Raw genomic sequence first — 18,360 nt, forward strand, 5'->3', positions numbered from 1 at the left:
CGCCCCGGCCCCGGCGGCGCATAGCCCACCCGCTTGGGAATGCCGGTCAGCCACAACAACAGCTTGACCCCCAAGCTTCGGCCCAGGCTCAGCACTGCGTCGTACTGCCGCTCCCGAATGCGCCCCAGCAGGTCGCTGAGATCCCCCAACGACAGCTGTTCTTTGAACGGAAAAGTCAGCACCCGACTCACCGAAGGACAAACCTCGTAGGCAGCCGCCGCCCGCGGCTCCACAACCACCTCCAGCTCCGCCTCCGGGAAGCGCTGCCGCAAACTGGCCAGGGCGGGGAAAAACAAAATCTGGTCACCAATCCCGCCCGGCACCAAAGCCAGAATCCGAGGTGCCAAAGGGGCTTTAGCTGCTGGAGAAACCGCCTGCATAAAGCATCCTGTAGAAAGCTGTATCCAGCCTAGGGGATCCCCGCTTACTCTATCTCAGATTGGGTGGATAGATTCAGGGCCAGCTCGACCCGCGGAAGACAAACCCCAGAACCCTTCTGGGCCAGAGCGTTGTGTACACAGGCTCTCATCCGCGATGATGGGCTGTGGCCGCCACCTTCTGCAAAGGCAGCACCATGACGGAGGAGCCGATTCCGCTGCTGGATCTGACGGGGCAGTACCGCGCTTTGGCCGGGCTGTTGCAGCCGCAGCTGGAAGCGCTGCTGGCCTCTGGCCAGTACATCGGCGGGGCGGCGGTGCAGCGCTTTGAGGAGCAGTTTGCCCAGTTTTTGGGGGGTGGCCCCCTGGAGGCCGTCGGCTGCAATTCCGGCACCGATGCCTTGGTGTTGGCTTTGCAGGCTTTGGGCATCCAGGCGGGGGATGAGGTGCTCACCAGTGCCTTCAGTTTTTTTGCCTCGGCTGCCGCCATCAGCCGGGTGGGGGCGCGTCCGGTGTTTGTGGATGTGGATCCGTGCACCTTTAACCTGGATCCGCAGCTGCTGGAAAGGAGCATCTCCCCCCGCACCAAGGCGGTGGTGGTGGTGCATTTGTTTGGGCAGGCGGCCAACATGACCCAGATTCTGGCTATTGCCCGGCGGCATGGGTTGGCGGTGGTGGAAGATTGTGCCCAGGCGGTGGGGGCCTGCTGGGGGGGCAGGCCGGTGGGCACTTGGGGGGAGGTGGGCTGCTTCAGCTTTTTTCCCAGCAAGAATCTGGGTGCGGCTGGGGATGGGGGGGCGGTGGTGACGCGGGATCCCCAACTGGCCAGTCGGGTGCGGGCGCTGCGGGAGCATGGGCAGACCCGTCCGTACCACCACGAGCATTTGGGTCTCAACAGCCGTTTGGATGCGCTGCAGGCGGTGATTCTCTCGGTGAAGTTGCCTTATCTGCGGGAGTGGAACTGGCGGCGACGGGGGGTGGCGGAGGGCTATGGGCGGCTGTTGCAAGGGATCCCGGGTTTGATTCTGCCTCAGGTGGGGGTGGGGGGCAGCTCGGTGTGGCATCAGTACACGGTGCGGGTGGTGGGTTCTGAGGCGACGGATGGGCGGCGGCGGGACGATTTGCAGCAGGGTCTGAAGGAGCGGGGCATTGGCAGTCGGGTTTACTATCCTCTGCCGTTGCCGCTGCAGCCGGTGTACCGAGGGCTGGGCTACAGGCGGGGGGATCTGCCCAATGCCGAGCTATGTGCGGCTCAGGTGTTGTCTTTGCCGTGTTTTCCTGAGTTGACCACCTGTCAACAAGAGCGGGTGGCTGCGGCCATTGCTGAAATCCTCTCAGAAAAAACCTGCCCGTAGCACTGGTTATGGTGATTTCAAATTACACTGAAGCAGCTTGTAGATTCCAGACCTCTTTCTCCTTTGGAGAGGGGCCGGGGATGAAGGAGTGATGAGGGGACTGCGGTGTTGTGGAAACGAAGCCGAAAACTAGTTCCACTACTTCAACAGACGGGAAGCCTGGGGATCTTCTCCTCAGAGCAGGAATCAAGGCGCCAGGTTCGTTTTCTGCGCCGCTTCCGCTTCACCCGTATTGGGGGGCGGTTTGTCGGGATCGCCCTGTTGGTAAGTATTGCTGCTTTCAACACCGGCAACAATCCCCTGTACTTGTTGCTGGGGATGCTGCTCAGCCTCATCCTCATCAGCGGTACCCTCTCTGATATCACCCTCAAAGATTTGGAGGTGAGCCGGCAGTTGCCTAGCCGCATTTTCGCCGGCCAGCCTGTCTTGGTGGGTCTCACGCTGGTCAATCGCAAACGGCGGCTGCCCAGCTTCTCGTTGCAGGTGAGCGAACGCATTGAGGGGCTGAGGCGGGAAGATTGGCCTTCCAGCTATGTTTTGCGGGTGGATCCCGGTGCCAAGGTGGACACTTTTTACCAGCATACTTTTTCAAGGCGGGGAGCCTGGCAGTTGCAGGGTTTTGAAGTTGCCACCAGCTTCCCATTTGAACTCTTCCGCAAGGCGGTAGAGATTAGGGATCCCCAAACGGTGATCGTGTTTCCGCAGCTCGCCCCGGTTCAAGGATTGGTGCTGTGGGATCAGCTCAGCAGCGGCAACCAATTGCGCCCCCAGCCTGGTCGAGAGGGAGACTACCTGAGCTTACGGCCCTACCGACCCCACGACGATGTGCGTTCTGTCCACTGGAAGATCTCGGCCAAACGGGATCAACTGATCGTGCGGGAGTTGGAGCGTCCACGAGCCCAGGCCATCACCCTCTGTTTTGAAAACCGCTGGCAGCCCCAGAAAGAGAGGCCCGAGATCCATCGAGACAAGTTGGAGCGAGCTGTAGAGCGCTGTGCCGGGATCCTCTTCTACTTGATGCGAGAAGGTTACCCGGTAGCACTTGTTACGTTACAAGAGCGGACTCCTTTTGGGTCAGACCTGGCCCATCAAGATCACCTGCTGACCGTGTTGGCACGACTTACTTTTGTCGGGGATCCCCAGCTCAGCCCTCCACTGGAAAGAGAACCTGATCCCTCTGTCAAGTTTGACCTCACCCCTCAAGATCGCTGTGTGCTGCTGGCCCATCCCGACCAGGATGGAAAATCTGCCCCGGCCCATCTCATCCACACGGGATCGCTGTTGCAATTTATCCCAATTGAGTGAGCTTCAGGCCCATTTTGATAGCAGGATCCATCTGAGATTGTTTGGAAAGCTTGGCTTGCAGATCCTTGCAAAGCTTTAGGTTAAACTGCTGAAGAAGTGGTGGTTCACTGCTCCAACTTTTGTCGCAATTCTGGAATGGCCCGCCGCATTTGTCGATAGCCCTCCTGAATAATCGGATCTGCTTGATGAAAATCGAAGATCCCATACTGGCTCAGCTTGGGTTGTAAGAGCAAATCCGGCGGATGTTCGGCTAAAACACTGCGGGTAACGATTTGCTCCATCACGTTCAACGTCTTGCCAATAACGTCGAAAATATTGGGACCAGAGGGCTCATCTGGAAACCATTGGCTAATTTTTTCTTGGATCCCTTGTTGTAGGGATTGATAGCGTTTGCGAATGCGGGTGATGAAGTTGGTTTCTTCTTCGATCACTTCTCCTTCAGCATTCAAGCGCTGTCGCCGTTGAAGGGTTTCTTCCACCTCTGTTTCTTCCAGTTGCGACTCCACATCCGCGGGATCCACATGGTTGAGATTGACCGCGATGACAACATCAGCCCCCATCTCCCGCACCACCCGCACCGGCACCGGATTGACAATGCCTCCATCTCCGAGATAGCGCCCTTCGTGGTGAAAGGGAGTGAAAATTCCTGGGATAGAGATGCTGGCCCGCACGGCATCTGCCATTTTACCCGAACGCAACAGCACCTCCTGGCCTGTGATCAAGTCGGTAGCCACACAACAAAAGGGGATCCCGGCCTCTTCAATACACAGCTCTTGCAAATGTTCTGTCAGCAGCTCATAAATTTTGTTGCCATCCAGCAGGCCACAGGTGGGAAAGACCACATCAAACAAAGACAGGATCATCTTCCAGTTGAGATCTCGCACAAAGTCTTCCAGCTCATCCAGTTCTCCCGCTGCATAAATGGCTCCCACAAAAGCGCCAATGCTCGTCCCAGCAATGTAGTCAACGGAGATCCCAGCCCGCTCTAGAGCTCGAATCACACCAATATGAGCCCATCCCCTCGCTCCGCCGCTGCCCAGTGCTAATCCCAGTTTTTTGCCCATGATTGCTCCCTCAAAAAGAGACCCAAAAGACCTCAAGAATCCTAAACCTTGCTCCCTCTAACAATTAGGTACCTGCCCTTTCCCGCAGATCGGAAGGCAGATAACTGCGTTCCCCTAAGATTTCCAGAAGGGGGCCATAGCGGTCGAACTTGACCACGCTGACCGAGGCGGCCAAAACCTCAATGCGATCCCGGTAGCGACCCAGGTCGATGCCCAGCAGGCTGCAGAGAATAACCCGAATGGTGGCCTTGTGGGAGACGATCAAGACGTTGCCATGGGTCCATTTTTCCTGGATCTCGGCCACAACCGGCATGGCCCGATTGGCAATTTGCACGGCGGTTTCGCCCCCCGGAGGGGCGTTCCAGGCCGGCTCGGTCATCCAGCGCCAATAGGCTTCTGGGTAGGCTTCTTGCGCCTCAGCGTGGGTTTTGCCCTCCCACTCGCCGTAGTGAATTTCTCTTAGGCCCTCTCGAATCTGCATCTCCAAGCCAACTTTCTCGGCCAGGGGGCTCAAGGTAGCCAAGGCACGCCGCATTGGGCTGACGTAGAGGGCCTGCCAAGGGATCCCAGCATAGGCTGCGGCAAAGGCTTCTGCCATTTGTTTGCCTTCGGGGGTGAGGTCGGGATCGAGAGCGCCGCAAAAGCTGCCGGAACGGCTGTAGGGGGTTTCGCCGTGTCTGAGGAGGTAAAGTTTCAGGCTCATGGGAGATGTGCGGATGGGTGGTGAACTTCGCCACTCTAGCTCTCCTTATCCCCCTTCGGGGCGGTGGTTGGTGGTGGGGATGTAAATGCGGCTACCTGCCCACTGCAACTTTTCCCGCAGAGTGCGAAAGTAGGAGAGCTCTTTTTCCAGGATCATCAGCTTGGCCGGTGTAGGCGCTTGCTGAATGTGAACCCACTGGCCGGGATTCACCGACTGAGCCAACACGCCATCTGTCCACAGGCGGGTCAACCCTTCGGGATCGGCAAGAGGCCAAATGTCCACCCTGGCTGTGCCGCTGATGACAATAGGACGGCTAGACAAACTCAGGGGACAAATAGGGGTGATGATGATGGCGTCGAGGGTGGGCTCGAGGATGGGGCCATTGGCTGCCAGAGTGTAAGAGGTGGATCCCGTCGGTGTGGCCACCAGCACGCCATCCCCGTGGTACTGATCCAAAATCTCTCCGTTGACCTCGATCTCCATGATCGCGGCAGGCAGCCGTTCTCGGTTGATTGGCTTCAGGCAGATCTCATTGAGGGCATAGTAGACTTCGCTGGCCGGGCGGCCCTGGGGTTTTCCCTCTCCACGGGCGGCCAAGGGATCCCCTTGCCCCAACTGCGGCTGTTCCCAAATCTGGGCTTGCAACATCGTGCGGGCTTGCAAGAAAAAATCCCCTGCCTGAATGCGATCCCAGGGATCCTGCTGCAACACCCGCTCCGACTGGGCCAAAAACCCCAGCCTACCCCCCACTTTGATTGGCAAAATCGGGATCCCATAGGAGGCTAGGTATCGTGCTGCCGCCAACACCGAGCCATCTCCCCCCAGCACCACTGCCAGATCGATGGGATCCGAGGTGGCCTCCAAAAAGACTGGGTAGGGGTTGTGGTGCAAGCCGGTGGGAGCCGTTAACACCGTAACGCCGCGCCGGCGCAACTGTTCAGCACACCTCTGACAAGCGGCTTTGCTCTCCCGATCCCCCTCTTTGTAGGCAATCACCACCAAGCCCAAGTCCATGGTCAACCTCATCAAGGGATCCCTGTCGATTGTCCCCTTCTTCAGGCTGGGGATTGCTCAGGATAATCCAGACTATCCCCCCCAAAGTTAACCAGAAAATGTTCTCTTGGACGGTGAAACCGATCACCGCAGCTCTCCCTTGAGCGTCACTGCCCCCGCCAGAGCTTTCTTCTACAACTTTTAAGTAACAGTTAAGTAAATGTAAACTACCCGACCCTGACTGCTTCGCAGCACAGGGCGGGCTTTCGGTAGCCCTGCAGTTGGCAAGCCAACCACGAGCCTCTAGGCTGGTTTACGGCAGCCCCCAAAAGCGCAATCACATTCGCACCATTCAAGTCCGCATCCCCTTCCCATCCACAGTGTCCACACTTAAACTTCTTTCCACTGCGGTAGGATTGCGCAGGGTCGGGATGAATGTGCAAACACCGGTGGCAGGTCTGCGACGTGTAGGCAGGCGGAACAAGAATCAAAGCAACCCCTGCACGCAGAGCCTTGTACTCCAAAAATTGACGGAGTTGATGAAACGCCCAACTGTTGGCCCTGCGCCGTTCGGCTTTACTGCGGGGTTGTTGGTTGATGCGTTCCCGAATCCCTGTCAAGTCTTCCAGAGCAAGAGCGCTGTTTGTCGCCTTTGCCCTAGAGACAATAGCTTTGGAGATGCGATGATTGACCCACGCCTGAAAGCGCCTCTCCTTGCCAGACAGCCGTTGCAACAGTTGACGGCATCTGCGCCGCGAACTGCGTGTGCCCTTACTGGCTTTGCGTTGAAGTACCGCCCTCAGCTTGGAGTAGTGGTCTCGGATTCGGTTCAACTGCTGTCCATTCCAGTTGTCCCCCTCTGACGTATGGGCAATATCCGTCCTTCCCAAATCCACGCCCAGCACTCTATCCGTGCCTTGCGGTGGGGATGGCTCCGCTTCCACACAGATTTGAATGAAGTAGGAACCGTCTTTGCGCTTGACCAGAGTGGCAGATTTGGGATTGGAGCCCGCCAACTGTTCTCTCTGGTAACGGCCAATCGCCAGCTCAAAGCGTTCTCGGCCTTCCACCGTGGTCAGCGACACCGTCCAGTCTTTCTCGCGGAACGAAAAGATACGAGCGTCGTAGGTAGCGAAGCCCCCTTTGAACGCTTTGACGGGGCGGTTTTTCTGTCGGGCAACTTTACGGGCGCCGGCCAGCCGTCTGCAGACCTGCTGGGCCAAGTTACTGGACAAGCCGAACCGAGCACGGATTTCGCGGTAGCACAGAGACTGGAGCTTAACGGCGTTGGCGACTTTCTCGGGTGTGTTCTGGTTGACCCAGTTCAACGCCTGCACAAAGGCATCCATTGTCGCATCCAACTTTGCAGCTTGCGACTGGGACACCTTGAGCTTGCAGGAGACGGTCAGGACTTGGGTCATGGTTCTATCATAACTTCCGCATTCCTCCCGACCCTCGTCCTACGGACAGAGGGCGGGGCTCCTGCGATTTCTAGCTGAGAAGTCACCTTGAAGAATCAACTGAAAACCCCGCCATTTCCAACAGATGGCCCCAATCCGGATCCCTGAGTTCAGCCACCGGCGTAGGCTGGTGCAGACCTCAGCAATTCGGTTTATGGTATGGACATTCCCCCTGCAATTCCTCTTTTCCAAGCTGCAAACCCATGACCGCAGATCTCACCAACCGCATTTTGGGCAACCGCTACCAGCTGATTCAAGAAATTGGTAGCGGTGGTATGGGATCCGTCTTCCGCGCCTTAGACTTACACAACAACGGCCAAGAGGTAGCTGTCAAGATCTTATATGCCCCCATGCTGCTGAGCTGGGGCGACTTCCAGACAGACTTGCGCCGTCGCTTTGCCGAAGAGATCCGCGTCAGCACCCTTCTGGGCCAGCATCCTCGCATCGTCAAGGTTTTGGATCACGGCCAAGAGGGGGAGCAGGCCTACTTGGTGATGGAGTACCTCAAGGGGCAGGATCTGGGCAAGCTGATCCGAGAAAAAGGGGCTTTGCCGGTTCGACAAGCCGTTCGACTAGCCTTGCAGGCCTGTGAGGGGCTGCACTTTGCCCACACGTTTCAGGCCAAGGTAGAGGGTCGCGAGATTCGAGGCGTTATCCATCGCGACATCAAACCCAGCAACCTCTTCATCGAGCAAGTTTTTCAAAATGGCAAGCTTATCCCCCAACTGAAAATCCTCGACTTTGGCGTGGCCAAAACCCTGGCGGATCACACCCTCAGCCTGGGCACCCAAAAAGGGGGAGGATTTATCGGCACAGCTCGCTACGCCTCTCCCGAACAGATACGGGGCAAAGCCTTGGATGCCCGCTCGGATATCTACTCCTTTGGGGTAGTGCTCTACGAGATGCTGACGGGATCCATGCCCTTTCAGCTGGAAACCGACTCCCTGCACAGCTGGATCCACGCCCATTGCTACGAAAGCCCAATCGAGATCAACCCGAAGGCAGCCCCCCAGCCGATCCCACCCCCTCTAGCAGCCGTGGTGATGGATTGCCTGAAAAAAAACCCAGACGAACGACCGCAAACGATGCGGGAGCTGGGGGAACGACTGCTGCAAGCCTATGACCTGACGGCAACCACCCAACTCTCTAGTGGCCAAGCCAGCACTGTGATCCTGCCCACCGGCAGCGCCAAGCCTCAACAGGATGCTCCACCCTCTTCTGACCCCAAGCCACCAATCCAAACCACCCGCAATACAGGATCAGCTTCTGGAGCCTTTGAAGATATCCGCGATGAGGATCTGGATCTCATCGAAGATGAGCCGGTCTCTCCCCCCTCCCCAGGTGCAGGGATCCCCTATTACATCACCGAGCGGGAACCCTCCTCAGCAGAAGCTTCGCCGGAAACACCGGATCCCTCCCCCCAAAGTGAGGATGAAACTCCCAAAACGCCCTCCACAGTGATCCCAGCCAGCAACGCTCTCCCGACCGTTCAGGATCCCCCCGTCGCTCGCCCTGCCACGCCGGCACGAACCGATACTCCCCGCACTCGCCCTCTGCGGCAAGCTGCCCCCCAAACGGTTCTGCAACCTTCCGACAGCAACCTGAAGTGGGTTTTGGCCGGGGGATCCCTAGGCGTCATGGCTCTGCTGGCCGCCTTTTTGCTGTGGCCACGCCCAACGATCCGCGATAGCCGGGAAGAACCGGATCCGATCCCTACCGCTGAAGTAACCCCAACACCTACACTCGAACCTGCTCCCACTCCAACGCCGACACCCACCCCGACTCCGACACCGGCACCCACTCCCACTCCAACGCCGACACCCACCCCGACTCCAGCACCAACACCCACTCCGGTGCCAACGCCCACCCCGACGCCGACGCCGACGCCCACCCCGACTCCAGCGCCAACACCCACTCCGACACCGACGCTTACCCCTATCCCTCGATTCACCCCGCTTGTCCCTCGTACTCCTACCCCCACCCCGACTCCATCCCCCACTCCCACTGCCACACCTGCCCCGGCAACGCCAACACCTGCGGCAGAGCTGGCCCTCAGCGGCGAGTGGCTTTACGAGGGAGGATCTTTTATCTGGCAGGGATCCCTGTGCAAGGTCAATGTTGCGGCTGGCGTCCAGGAAACCGTCTTCATTCGTCAGGAGGGCAACCAGATCAGCGTTTCCTCCCCCAGCTTTTCTGAGCGCAGTGGCCAGCTTATCGGCAGCCAACTTTCTGTTAGCGGCAGGATAGGGGGTAGCGGTACCCCAACCGTTGCTTGGAGTGGCACGGTCAGCCCTGACGGGCGCGTGATTCGCGGCAGAGCCACCTGTGGCAGCGCTGACTTTGCCATCAAGCTCACCCGCCAGAGCTAGAGGCCGACACCCCCCCCTCGGTCTCCGCCACCGCCGTTTTCTCTATCCTCCGGTTTCTGTTGCCGTTGAGGCGGTGGAGGAGGAGCAGCAAAGCTTTCGCTCACAACTTCGATGGTGTAAGGGCCTCGCCCAGGGCTACCCGGCCCAGCCGTTGGAGAGGCATTTTGCGCCCAGTAGCTTTCCACCAAGAGCAGGTAGCAGCGGTCTTGCCGTACTGGGATCGTCAGCTCGGAGGTGGTGAAATCACCAGGCTCTGCGTCATCGTTGATGAAGAAGAATTCCGGATCAGTCTCCCTGTTGACATCAAGACCAAAGATGACCAGCACAGGGTCGAAGACTGGACTAGTTAGGCGGATAGTAACTCCTGTAACATTGGCTGCAGAAGGAAAGTAAAGGAATCCATCAACATAAAAGGTAAACGTGCCAGGGGGAGGTGGAACTTCCCGGGCATTTATGACATTGTCCCTCTCATCGAAGTAGATCTCCAAGTCGCTATTTGGCCCCAAGGTTCCACTGCGCCTATCCCCCTGTCGGCGCAGACCAATCGATGCAAAAAGGCCTGGACTGAAGGCTTGTTCGCAGACGTTCACCAGAGGCGGTATTGTACTCCCTCCACTTCCTCCACAGCCTGCCAAAACCGCAGCTGAGGCCAAAAGGCCCAAGAACAGCCTCTGCAGGGATCCCTGCGGAGCTCTAGAAGCATTCGATGCTGGCCCTGGCATAAGCACTCCTCCGGACACCGGATGTCAATGTTCCTCTAGATTACGATGCTCTGAGCAATTCTCAGCAAAATGCAGATCACTGACAGGATTTTCCCACGTTTAGGCTTGCACCGGCCTGGGGGGGCTGTTCCGCTGTTGACCTCGAGAAGGGAGCTTCAAGGGCGTAGTGGGGCCGTTGAGCCAATTTTGTCCTCAGGAAGGGATCCAGAGCAAAACCCTTTTTCGCAGTGGGCTAACCACTACTGGCGTCGGGCTTCCTGGTGAGGAAGAAATGGGCCAGGGCTGCCACACATTCTCGATCTTCGAAGAGTAGGTCGCGTCGCTGCCGAACCTCCTCAGCCATGTGGTAGCGAAACTCAGAATCGGATCCCAGTTTTACGGCCAAATCCTCATAGCTTTTCAGATCCGAGGCAATTAAACTGTCCAGCTCCATTCTTTTGAGAATGGCATAGGTATGCCGCCCCCGCATCAGCTTTCCAGGGCAAGTGATCACAGGCAATCCGACCGCAACGGCCTCTAAGGTGGTGATCCCACCTGACCAGCCATAGGAATCTAACATAAGATCGGCACAGCGGTTGAGATCCAAGTAGTCTTGATAATCCAATCCGGGCAGGATCAGGCAGTGGTCTTCTACATTGAGGCCATACAAAGAAAAAGCTCGGGTGAGCCGTTCCCGAAATTGTCGGGCAATAGCAGCATTGGGTAGAGCCAAAAAAACAAATTGAGCGTTGGGCACTCGCTGAGCAATAGCGGCAAAAAGATAGTCATATTGGGGCAGATATTTACCCAAGTATTGACAAGCTAGGTAAACCACTGCGTTTCTGCGCAGGCCGAAATCCTCACGATAGCGCTTTTGCTGAGGCAAAACCGGCTTTTCGAAGCAAGTGCCCAAATGAGGTAAACGAATCAGGGTTTCACTATAATGTTCTTGAGCATCCTCTGGCTCCATTAAATCGCTGGAGAGGAAATAGTCAATCGTAGAAAGCCCAGAAGTTACAGGATGAGCCCAAGTGGAGCACTGTATCGGTGCCAGTCGCAGGGAAGCCAGTTGCAGAATAAGAGGTGAAAGACCAATCTCCAAATACACTAAAATATCTAGCTGATCCTGCAGGATTTGTCGGGCTGCATCCTCAAGTCCGGTGGGAATGTGTCGAAACACATCGGCATATTGACGGTACCGGTCTGTCATGAAATCGGTTCTGGGATCCAAGTGATAGGCGAAGACTTGAAACTTTCGCTCCGAGTTAGCCTGTCCATCAGCCCAATTGGCGTTCAGGTACTTAACCCAACCCAGAGATAAGCGGCTGTAAGAGCAAGCTCGCATGGAAGCTGAGGCAAACCCAACTCGGATGGGATCCTCTGGCTGGGATTGGCAAGGAAGATATCTCCAATCGGGATAACAGGCGTTGACTATGCGTTGAACAAACTGGGCATATTTTTTCTGCAAATCCAGGTCGTTGTAGCCTTGGTACTGTAGGTAGTGATTGGTTCCCAGTCCTGACGCCCACAGCGCTGTGCGACGTTGCTCCTCTGTTTCTAGGGGAGTTTCCTCAATAAGACGATCCAGGTGCTCAACAAAGCGAGCACGAAAGGAGTTGAGCTCTTCCTCACTCTGATAGACTGCCGGCAAGTAGAGATGATAAAACCAACGAGCCTGTTCTAACTGGGGATCCAAAGCCAATGCTTTCTCCAGGTGATCCAAGGCAACAGCGTGTTCTCCTTGATCTCGGTAGGCGATGGCCAGATTCAGATGCACCTGCGCCAAAGGGATCCCTGTCTGTTCATCCGAGTTTTCCAGTAGAGGATTGAGTAGGGCAATGGCTTCTTCGCTACGTCGCAGGTTAACTAAGATTTTTCCAGCTTGAAAGGCAGATCCAGCAGCGTGTGGATTCAGTTTCAGGCTTTGCTGATAACAGGATAGCGCTTCCTCCAGTTGACCCAAAGACTCATAGACGACACCCAAATTGTGGTGATACAGAGCCACTTCGGGATGTTGCTCAATGGCTTCTGCAATGAGAGCCGCTGCCAATTCCGAGTCTCCTCTGGCTTGAGCTACCGTTCCCAACAGGTGAAGGGCATCTGCATGCTCAGGAAAATCCGCCAAGATTTCGGAGTAAATGGCCTCTGCTTGTCGCAAATCTCCTGCTTGCTGGGCTTGGATCCCGGCCAGAAGTTTGTTTGTAAGTATCCAGTCTGACATCTACTACAAGATGGCTAGAAATTCTCCTGACTTGTCTGCCCAGTATAGTTTTTTCCAGTTATAGTCAGTTCAGTTGGGGATAAGATGACTTTACAGGCAAGATAACATGCAGGTAGACCTAAAGAGGAAGCTTAGATCTGAGAGAGAGTCGTATTTGTTCCGCTCCGTGGCTCATTTTTTTACTTTGTTCAGCTACTTTACCTAAACGTAAGCTCTGCTCAGGTAACAGAGACAGCCGTAGTTACCTTGAGAAATCTCCCCCTGCCAGAGGAGATGAGAGGGATCCAACATCTGGTCAATCTGCTTGCGGTCTTGCTCAGAAGTAAACTCCACGTAAATCACCTTGATGTCTTTGAGCTGCTCTTGCAAGCTGGTCAACACCTCCACCTCATCTCCACCTGTAGCCACCCTGAGCACATCGATGGGCTCCAAACCCAACTCCTTGAGGGCTGCCCTGGCTTCCCGGAAAGGGAGCAGCTGCTCCACTCCCCACTCGGCCTGAGGATCCTCCGGCCAGAGGCGACGGGTTCTGCAACTATCCTGCCCCGCCAGCCCCACCGAATGCACAAAGCAGTTGCCCAGGCCAAGAGCATTCTGCTGCAGCAGGTGCAAGGCCAAGGGATCCACCTCGAAACAGTGAATAGCCGCCTCAGGGTGAAGAGTTCTGAAACAAGCGCTGGCCACACCTACCCCGGCCCTCACATCCACGACAACCTTGACATCAGGAAGAATGGAAGCCGCAGGCTGATAGATGCGGCTCAGGCTGGCTACTGTCCCTTCATACTCAAGGCCTTCGTACCCCCGCAACCAAGCTGACGGAGCAGAGCTGCCCTTTTGGATTAAGTCAATGAGAAAAGTTTCTGTTATGTTCCCCGCATTGGCAAAGAGGAGCTGGGTATCTTCTCCCGGAATGAAAGCAAAGCTGGCCCTCAAAGGCTGCCCCAGCCGCTGCAAGTCTCCCACCGTGCACACCACCGCATCAAAGCTGGGCCAACTGCTCGGCTCCCCCCTCACCTCATGAACTCGCTCGGGCACTCCCTTCTGCTGCAGCAGACCACAGGGATCCCCAAACCCCTCTTCCACGTACAGCTCCAGCCGCGGCAAGTCCAGCAAGTCTGCTGCTATCACCCCAGGACAGCTTCGGCCAACAAATACCCTCAGTCGCTCCTGCACGCGATGCAGCTCTTGAATGGGCTCGTAGATTCCTAGTCGTGTGTCTATCCAGGCAGAGCTGGCCGTGCTGACAAAGTAGCGCACATCAGAGCGGGGCGAGTAACGAAAGGGCTCCGGCAGCTCTCCCCCAAACACCCAGTCCAGCAGGTTCTGAATGCGGTGGCGGGGATGCCAGTGTTGGTCGAAAGTGTGATAAGCGCGGCGGGCAATTTGAATGGCCTCCTGGGGATAGTCTAGGTAGTAGCGGATTTTCTCCAGGAGTTGGGCTTCGGAGTTGTAGGTGTCGCAGTAGGTGCCGGGCGCCAAAAGTTCGTCCAATCCTGAGGCGAAGGAGAGCTGGTCGGTGAGCAGAAAGCCCCCTGCAGAAATCACTTCCAAGTTCCTTAAGTTCAGATCCCCATTTTGGCTGCAGTTAAAGGAAATCAGAGAATGGGCAAACCATTTGGCTGCCTCTTGGTGGTTGGCTGTTTTGATGAGGATGGGCAAATCTGCATTCTTTATGGCTTGAACCAGCCGGCAACGCCTGGGATGGCGGGATCCCTGTTGGCCGATAAAGACCACTTGATTTTCTCTATCTTCCACCCAATCGTGGGTAACAGTGCGCATGGAGATAAGAGGCAACCAGGCAAGATTCTCAACGCCTGCTGCGGCAAACCAGTGCAAATGCTGGAAGTTATAGGCAGTAGCGACGTAATCAAAGCCTTCAGTAGCCCAGTAGGCCAAGAGATGGTTGATGGGAAGTTTCCAGTGGTGGGTGTCTCCAGCTAGCAAGAGTGTGGGGCATTTAAACTTCCTTGTATTTAGGGGATTACTCTGGTCAAAGCTGGAAGTCCAAACAATAACTAGGTCAAACTCCTTATTTGTAATTTGCTCAGACTGCTGCACAAAGTCATAGAGGTCATAGTCTCCCTCTGGGCACTCCACCAATTCCTTAGAGAGATTGACAAAGTTTAGTCCAAAGCCCTTGGCTCTCCTCTTGGGGCAAAGACTGACCTGCCGATCTGAAAGCTGCGGGGGCGGGATATAGTCTGGCGGAGTTGGCCAATTGAGGAGAATTCGCGGAGCATTGGCCTTGATGTCTTGCATTTCTCGACTCCCCAAGTTGAGCGGCAGGTTCTTCTAACTCCTACAGGCTACTAGGATTGGACACAACAACAAGGGATCTCTGTTGCCCTGGAAAACGATAAGCCGAGCATAGGTTATAAGCAACCCCATGGATCCCTGTCTGCAAGAGCCGAATCCAGTTTACCTGCCTGGATGGCCCCTACCCAAGACGAGCTCTCCTACGACAATGGCATACCCATGGAAAGCTGGCGGCACACGTGCCAGATGGACTTGCTCATCTCCACCACCCATGCCGAGCGAGGTTTTGAGGCTGTACCCAGCGAAGTGGGAGGGTAGGAGGCCACCTGGATTCTGTGGGCCACTGCCGCTGGGGAACTGATGCCTGCCAAGGCTGAACTGGAGCAGCAAAGGGCTGAGCGCCTGGCCTAAAAGTTGTGAGAACTGGGGGTGGATCCGGGTACATTAAGCTAGAGCAGACGTCAGGGATCCCTCCCCATGGATTGCCAAGACCTTGCTCAGGATCTTCTCCTAGAACTGGAGCAAGCTCAGAGTCTCACCCAGCTCTTAGATTGGGCTTTAGCCTGCCTTCCTAGCCAGCAAATCTTCTGCCAGATTGGCTGGGAAGAGTCCGCAGCTGTTTTGCAGGCAATGCTTCGCTATCCTGAAAAGTTAGCAGTGATTCTACGGAATCCCCTACAGAGCTCATCCGAAAAGTCAATCAGCACAGAAGATATCCAAACCCAAATTTCTCAGTTGGGATTAGAAGAACGGGTTCTACTCCTAGAAGGCCCCATTCCTGCCCTTTTGGCAGATCTCGGTCAATGTTTCCCAGAGACCCAGATTGGCGTTTGTTTCTGGACTGAACTCACGGACTACCGTACCTGTCTGCTTCAGTCTTTGCTACTGCGGGATTACTTGGCCGACTCAGCCCTATACTTGGTCAACCATTGCCGCTACGGAGCCATAGCCCAAGCCAACCTAGATTTGATGGGGATAGATCCCAGTTTTCATCTGCAGAAGGTTTTGCCCAATCTAGGCCAAGGGATCCATCTCCTCACTTGGGATCCCCAGCACAAAGGGTTAACCGAGCAGGATCTCGCTCACATCCAAGCAATTGGCCCTGGATCACTGCTGGCAGCTAACCCGGTATTCCTGACTTTTACCCAGCCGGATCCCTCAGAACCCAACCGGTTTTACCCCTGTAAATACATCAAGCTGGATAACTTCCTGCCTCAAGAGCTCAACCAAGCCATTCTCCAACATGCCATTACCCACCAAGACAAGTTTATCCCTTCCAAGAGCTACAGCAACAGCAACACCGAGGCAGAGTCACTAAAATTTCGCCGCTCCCTGAGGCTGGACTTCGCTTACTTTCAGGAGCATGGATCCCTGCTGCGAGAAAAAATTGCGGCTGTTGCTCCCCAGATTTTTGCTGAGCTAGGCATTGAGAACTTTGACATTCAAATCTTTGAGATGGAGATGATTGCCAGCCATGATGGCTGCTTCTTTACCGCCCACACCGATAACTCCTACCCACAAACTGCCTTCCGCCAGGTGAGCTGCGTATATTACTTCCACAAAGAGCCAAAGCCTTATCGAGGAGGTGAGCTGCGCATCTACGATACCCAAAGGCAAAAACCTCATCCACCAATCCTGCACGGTGCATACGATGAGGTAACTCCTACAAATAACAGCATCGTCTTCTTCTCCAGCAGTTGCCTACATGAAATCCTGCCGGTATTTAGCCCTAGCCAAGCCTTTGCCGATAGCCGCTTCACTATCAATACTTGGCTAGGAGCCAAGCAATTCACCTAAAGGCTTGCAGCTCCACCATGGCCAGAGTTTGCATAATTACCACTGTTCGGGATCCAGGCGTGTGCTTGGAGTCGTTCATTCGCTATCACCTTGCCCTTGGAATTGACCATATTTATATCTTCTTTGACGATCCAGAGGATCCCGCTATTCAGGTGGCACTTCAGTTTTCCGATGTAACGGCTATTCCCAACGATGAAGCTTTGCAAGTCCAACAAGCATTGGGGAATGTTCTCTACCCAAAATATGGCCCTCATGTTGGCTATGAGGTCATGGCTCGTCAGATCCTTAACGTAGAAACTGCTATACAACTTGCCCTGGATCAGGGCATGGACTGGATTCTTCATATTGATGGAGATGAGCTTTTTTATCCTGGCCAGATGATGGCTTTGGATTGGTTTGATCAAGTAAGCGACGATATATTCCAGGTTACGTTCCTAAACCACGAAGCAGCTCCCGAAGCGTTTGAGATCGAAGACTACTTCCGCGAGGTCACTTTATTTAAGAGAAACCCTGCTATTTTGGATCCCGGATTCTATACCCGGTTTCAGAAGATCTCTAGTAAGAGTCAATACTTTTTGGCTTATCAAAATGGAAAGTCAGCAGCTCGGATCTATCCCTCTCTTCTGCCTAACAGCGTACATAGCTTTGATATTCCAGGGGATCATACTCTAGTAACGTCGTCTCCCTCTATTTTGCACTACTTGAACTGCGGCTTTCAAAACTACTATAAAAAGTATGCTCAACTGGGAAACTTTCCCGACTACTGGTGGCGCTCCAAGTCTAATCCTATTCGGGTGCCTTTTCACTTAACCTCACGGGACGCTTATTGCTCAGGAGATAGAACTCGTATGGAAGCTCTTTATCAAGAGTTCATACTTTACAGCAGTCCTGAAACCAACCAGAACCTCATCGAAAAGGGTATTCTTACTCGCATCTCCTACCCATCACAGTTACTGTCCTCGCTCTAGTTCACTGGTTTAGCCTAGAGCCCTTGCCTACTCTTGAGGGAGACTGGAGCAACTGAAATAAAAAAGCTCCCCACAGGGAGCCACGGAGTACATAAAGTAGAGATAGAAACTAGTCAAAGACGTTGCAGCTCTTACCAACAAAGGTAGCCAGAGTAGCCACAGCTGTCTCCTGTGATCCCAGCCCAATGGTGCACTGAATAGGTTGACCAGAAGCGTTAACGTAGCGGCTTGCACCCGAGACAGCAGTGGTGTTCCAGCGCATCCCCTGAGGCGCAGTACTAGTAATATCGCTGGCCACTGGTGTTTGGTAATTGGGGGCGCTCCAGGGATCATTCATAAACTTATCGCCCCTAGCGCCGCAGGAATCAGCCCCACTAGTGGTAGGACATCCGAACTCAATTCTGGTGTAGCTGTTCGGGTACACGCCAACATCTAGGCGATAGACTTCAGAACCACGACCCACTGCCGTGAGAGCTGCTTGAGCTTCAGCAGTGCGGGAGCGGCGCACTTGGTTTAAGAACTGCGGGATTGCCACTGCAGACAGCACACCCACAATTACAATCACCACCAACAGCTCAATCAGGGTGAAGCCCTTGGCTTTGGAGAGAATTTGCTGAGCCAGTTTGGCCCGCAACAGAGACTGACGAGACTTTGCGCTCATGAGTACCAGATCCTTTAGCAAACTAGAGAGTTAACTGTGCAGCTCACCTGCTAGTGCTAACTTACCCCGCTCAAGGGCGACTCATAACAGCCTGCTCCCTGGCGCAATTGCGGATTTTTGCCAGATGAGC

Annotated in this window: 15 protein-coding genes; 6 read left to right on the forward strand and 9 right to left on the reverse strand. The window is 55.1% G+C overall.

Annotation, left to right across the window (positions count from 1 at the left end; genetic code table 11):
• A partial coding sequence (locus tag ACVWYY_RS09525) for a glycosyltransferase family 9 protein (protein ID WP_457440370.1) occupies positions 1-380 on the reverse strand: 380 nt, incomplete at its 3' end.
• A 194-nt stretch (positions 381-574) separates the two neighbouring features.
• Between ACVWYY_RS09525 and ACVWYY_RS09530 the strand changes: the two genes are divergently transcribed.
• Both ACVWYY_RS09530 and ACVWYY_RS09535 read left to right on the forward strand, forming a co-directional pair.
• Positions 575-1,732, forward strand: a complete 1,158-nt coding sequence (locus ACVWYY_RS09530; protein WP_457440407.1) for a DegT/DnrJ/EryC1/StrS family aminotransferase — start codon at positions 575-577, stop codon at positions 1,730-1,732.
• A gap of 261 nt (positions 1,733-1,993) precedes the next feature.
• The gene (locus ACVWYY_RS09535) at positions 1,994-3,037 is read left to right on the forward strand and encodes a DUF58 domain-containing protein (RefSeq protein ID WP_457440372.1); all 1,044 of its coding nucleotides are present in this window, start codon (positions 1,994-1,996) and stop codon (positions 3,035-3,037) included.
• 104 nt (positions 3,038-3,141) lie between these two features.
• Here the strand turns inward: ACVWYY_RS09535 and ACVWYY_RS09540 are convergent, their stop codons facing one another.
• The 4 genes from ACVWYY_RS09540 to ACVWYY_RS09555 form a co-directional block, all read right to left on the reverse strand.
• Complete coding sequence (locus tag ACVWYY_RS09540; RefSeq protein ID WP_457406911.1) at positions 3,142-4,101, reverse strand: patatin-like phospholipase family protein; 960 nt, start codon at positions 4,099-4,101, stop codon at positions 3,142-3,144.
• A gap of 64 nt (positions 4,102-4,165) precedes the next feature.
• A complete protein-coding gene (locus ACVWYY_RS09545; protein ID WP_457440374.1) occupies positions 4,166-4,804 on the reverse strand; it encodes a histidine phosphatase family protein in 639 nt (212 codons plus the stop codon).
• Between the two features lie 45 nt (positions 4,805-4,849).
• Positions 4,850-5,818, reverse strand: coding sequence for an NAD(+) kinase (locus ACVWYY_RS09550; protein ID WP_457440409.1), 969 nt, complete (start codon positions 5,816-5,818; stop codon positions 4,850-4,852).
• A gap of 206 nt (positions 5,819-6,024) precedes the next feature.
• Positions 6,025-7,218 (reverse strand): RNA-guided endonuclease InsQ/TnpB family protein, encoded by a 1,194-nt coding sequence (locus ACVWYY_RS09555; protein WP_457440376.1) that lies wholly within the window; start codon positions 7,216-7,218, stop codon positions 6,025-6,027.
• A gap of 242 nt (positions 7,219-7,460) precedes the next feature.
• Here ACVWYY_RS09555 and ACVWYY_RS09560 point away from each other — a divergent pair, with 242 nt between their 5' ends.
• Positions 7,461-9,626, forward strand: a complete 2,166-nt coding sequence (locus ACVWYY_RS09560; RefSeq protein WP_457440378.1) for a serine/threonine protein kinase — start codon at positions 7,461-7,463, stop codon at positions 9,624-9,626.
• On the opposite strand, the gene ACVWYY_RS09565 is transcribed toward ACVWYY_RS09560, so the two are convergent.
• The 3 genes from ACVWYY_RS09565 to ACVWYY_RS09575 form a co-directional block, all read right to left on the reverse strand.
• A complete protein-coding gene (locus ACVWYY_RS09565; RefSeq protein WP_457440380.1) occupies positions 9,623-9,952 on the reverse strand; it encodes a hypothetical protein in 330 nt (109 codons plus the stop codon). The genes ACVWYY_RS09560 and ACVWYY_RS09565 overlap by 4 nt on opposite strands.
• A gap of 628 nt (positions 9,953-10,580) precedes the next feature.
• A complete protein-coding gene (locus ACVWYY_RS09570) occupies positions 10,581-12,548 on the reverse strand; it encodes an O-linked N-acetylglucosamine transferase, SPINDLY family protein (RefSeq protein ID WP_457440382.1) in 1,968 nt (655 codons plus the stop codon).
• Between the two features lie 201 nt (positions 12,549-12,749).
• A complete protein-coding gene (locus tag ACVWYY_RS09575; RefSeq protein ID WP_457440384.1) occupies positions 12,750-14,807 on the reverse strand; it encodes a glycosyltransferase family protein in 2,058 nt (685 codons plus the stop codon).
• Between the two features lie 171 nt (positions 14,808-14,978).
• Here ACVWYY_RS09575 and ACVWYY_RS09580 point away from each other — a divergent pair, with 171 nt between their 5' ends.
• The 3 genes from ACVWYY_RS09580 to ACVWYY_RS09590 all read left to right on the forward strand — a co-directional run bounded on the left by ACVWYY_RS09580 (position 14,979) and on the right by ACVWYY_RS09590 (position 17,569).
• On the forward strand, positions 14,979-15,122 hold the full coding sequence (locus ACVWYY_RS09580; protein ID WP_011432125.1) for a hypothetical protein: 144 nt from the start codon (positions 14,979-14,981) through the stop codon (positions 15,120-15,122).
• A gap of 561 nt (positions 15,123-15,683) precedes the next feature.
• Positions 15,684-16,601, forward strand: coding sequence for a 2OG-Fe(II) oxygenase (locus tag ACVWYY_RS09585; RefSeq protein ID WP_457440386.1), 918 nt, complete (start codon positions 15,684-15,686; stop codon positions 16,599-16,601).
• Between the two features lie 17 nt (positions 16,602-16,618).
• Positions 16,619-17,569 carry a glycosyltransferase family 2 protein gene (locus ACVWYY_RS09590; RefSeq protein ID WP_457440388.1) on the forward strand — a complete coding sequence of 317 codons (951 nt, stop codon included), beginning with the start codon at positions 16,619-16,621 and terminating at the stop codon, positions 17,567-17,569.
• Between the two features lie 109 nt (positions 17,570-17,678).
• On the opposite strand, the gene ACVWYY_RS09595 is transcribed toward ACVWYY_RS09590, so the two are convergent.
• Positions 17,679-18,230, reverse strand: a complete 552-nt coding sequence (locus ACVWYY_RS09595) for a type IV pilin protein (RefSeq protein WP_457440389.1) — start codon at positions 18,228-18,230, stop codon at positions 17,679-17,681.
• Between the last annotated feature and the right edge of the window lie 130 nt (positions 18,231-18,360).

The organism is Thermostichus sp. MS-CIW-34 (assembly GCF_054060435.1).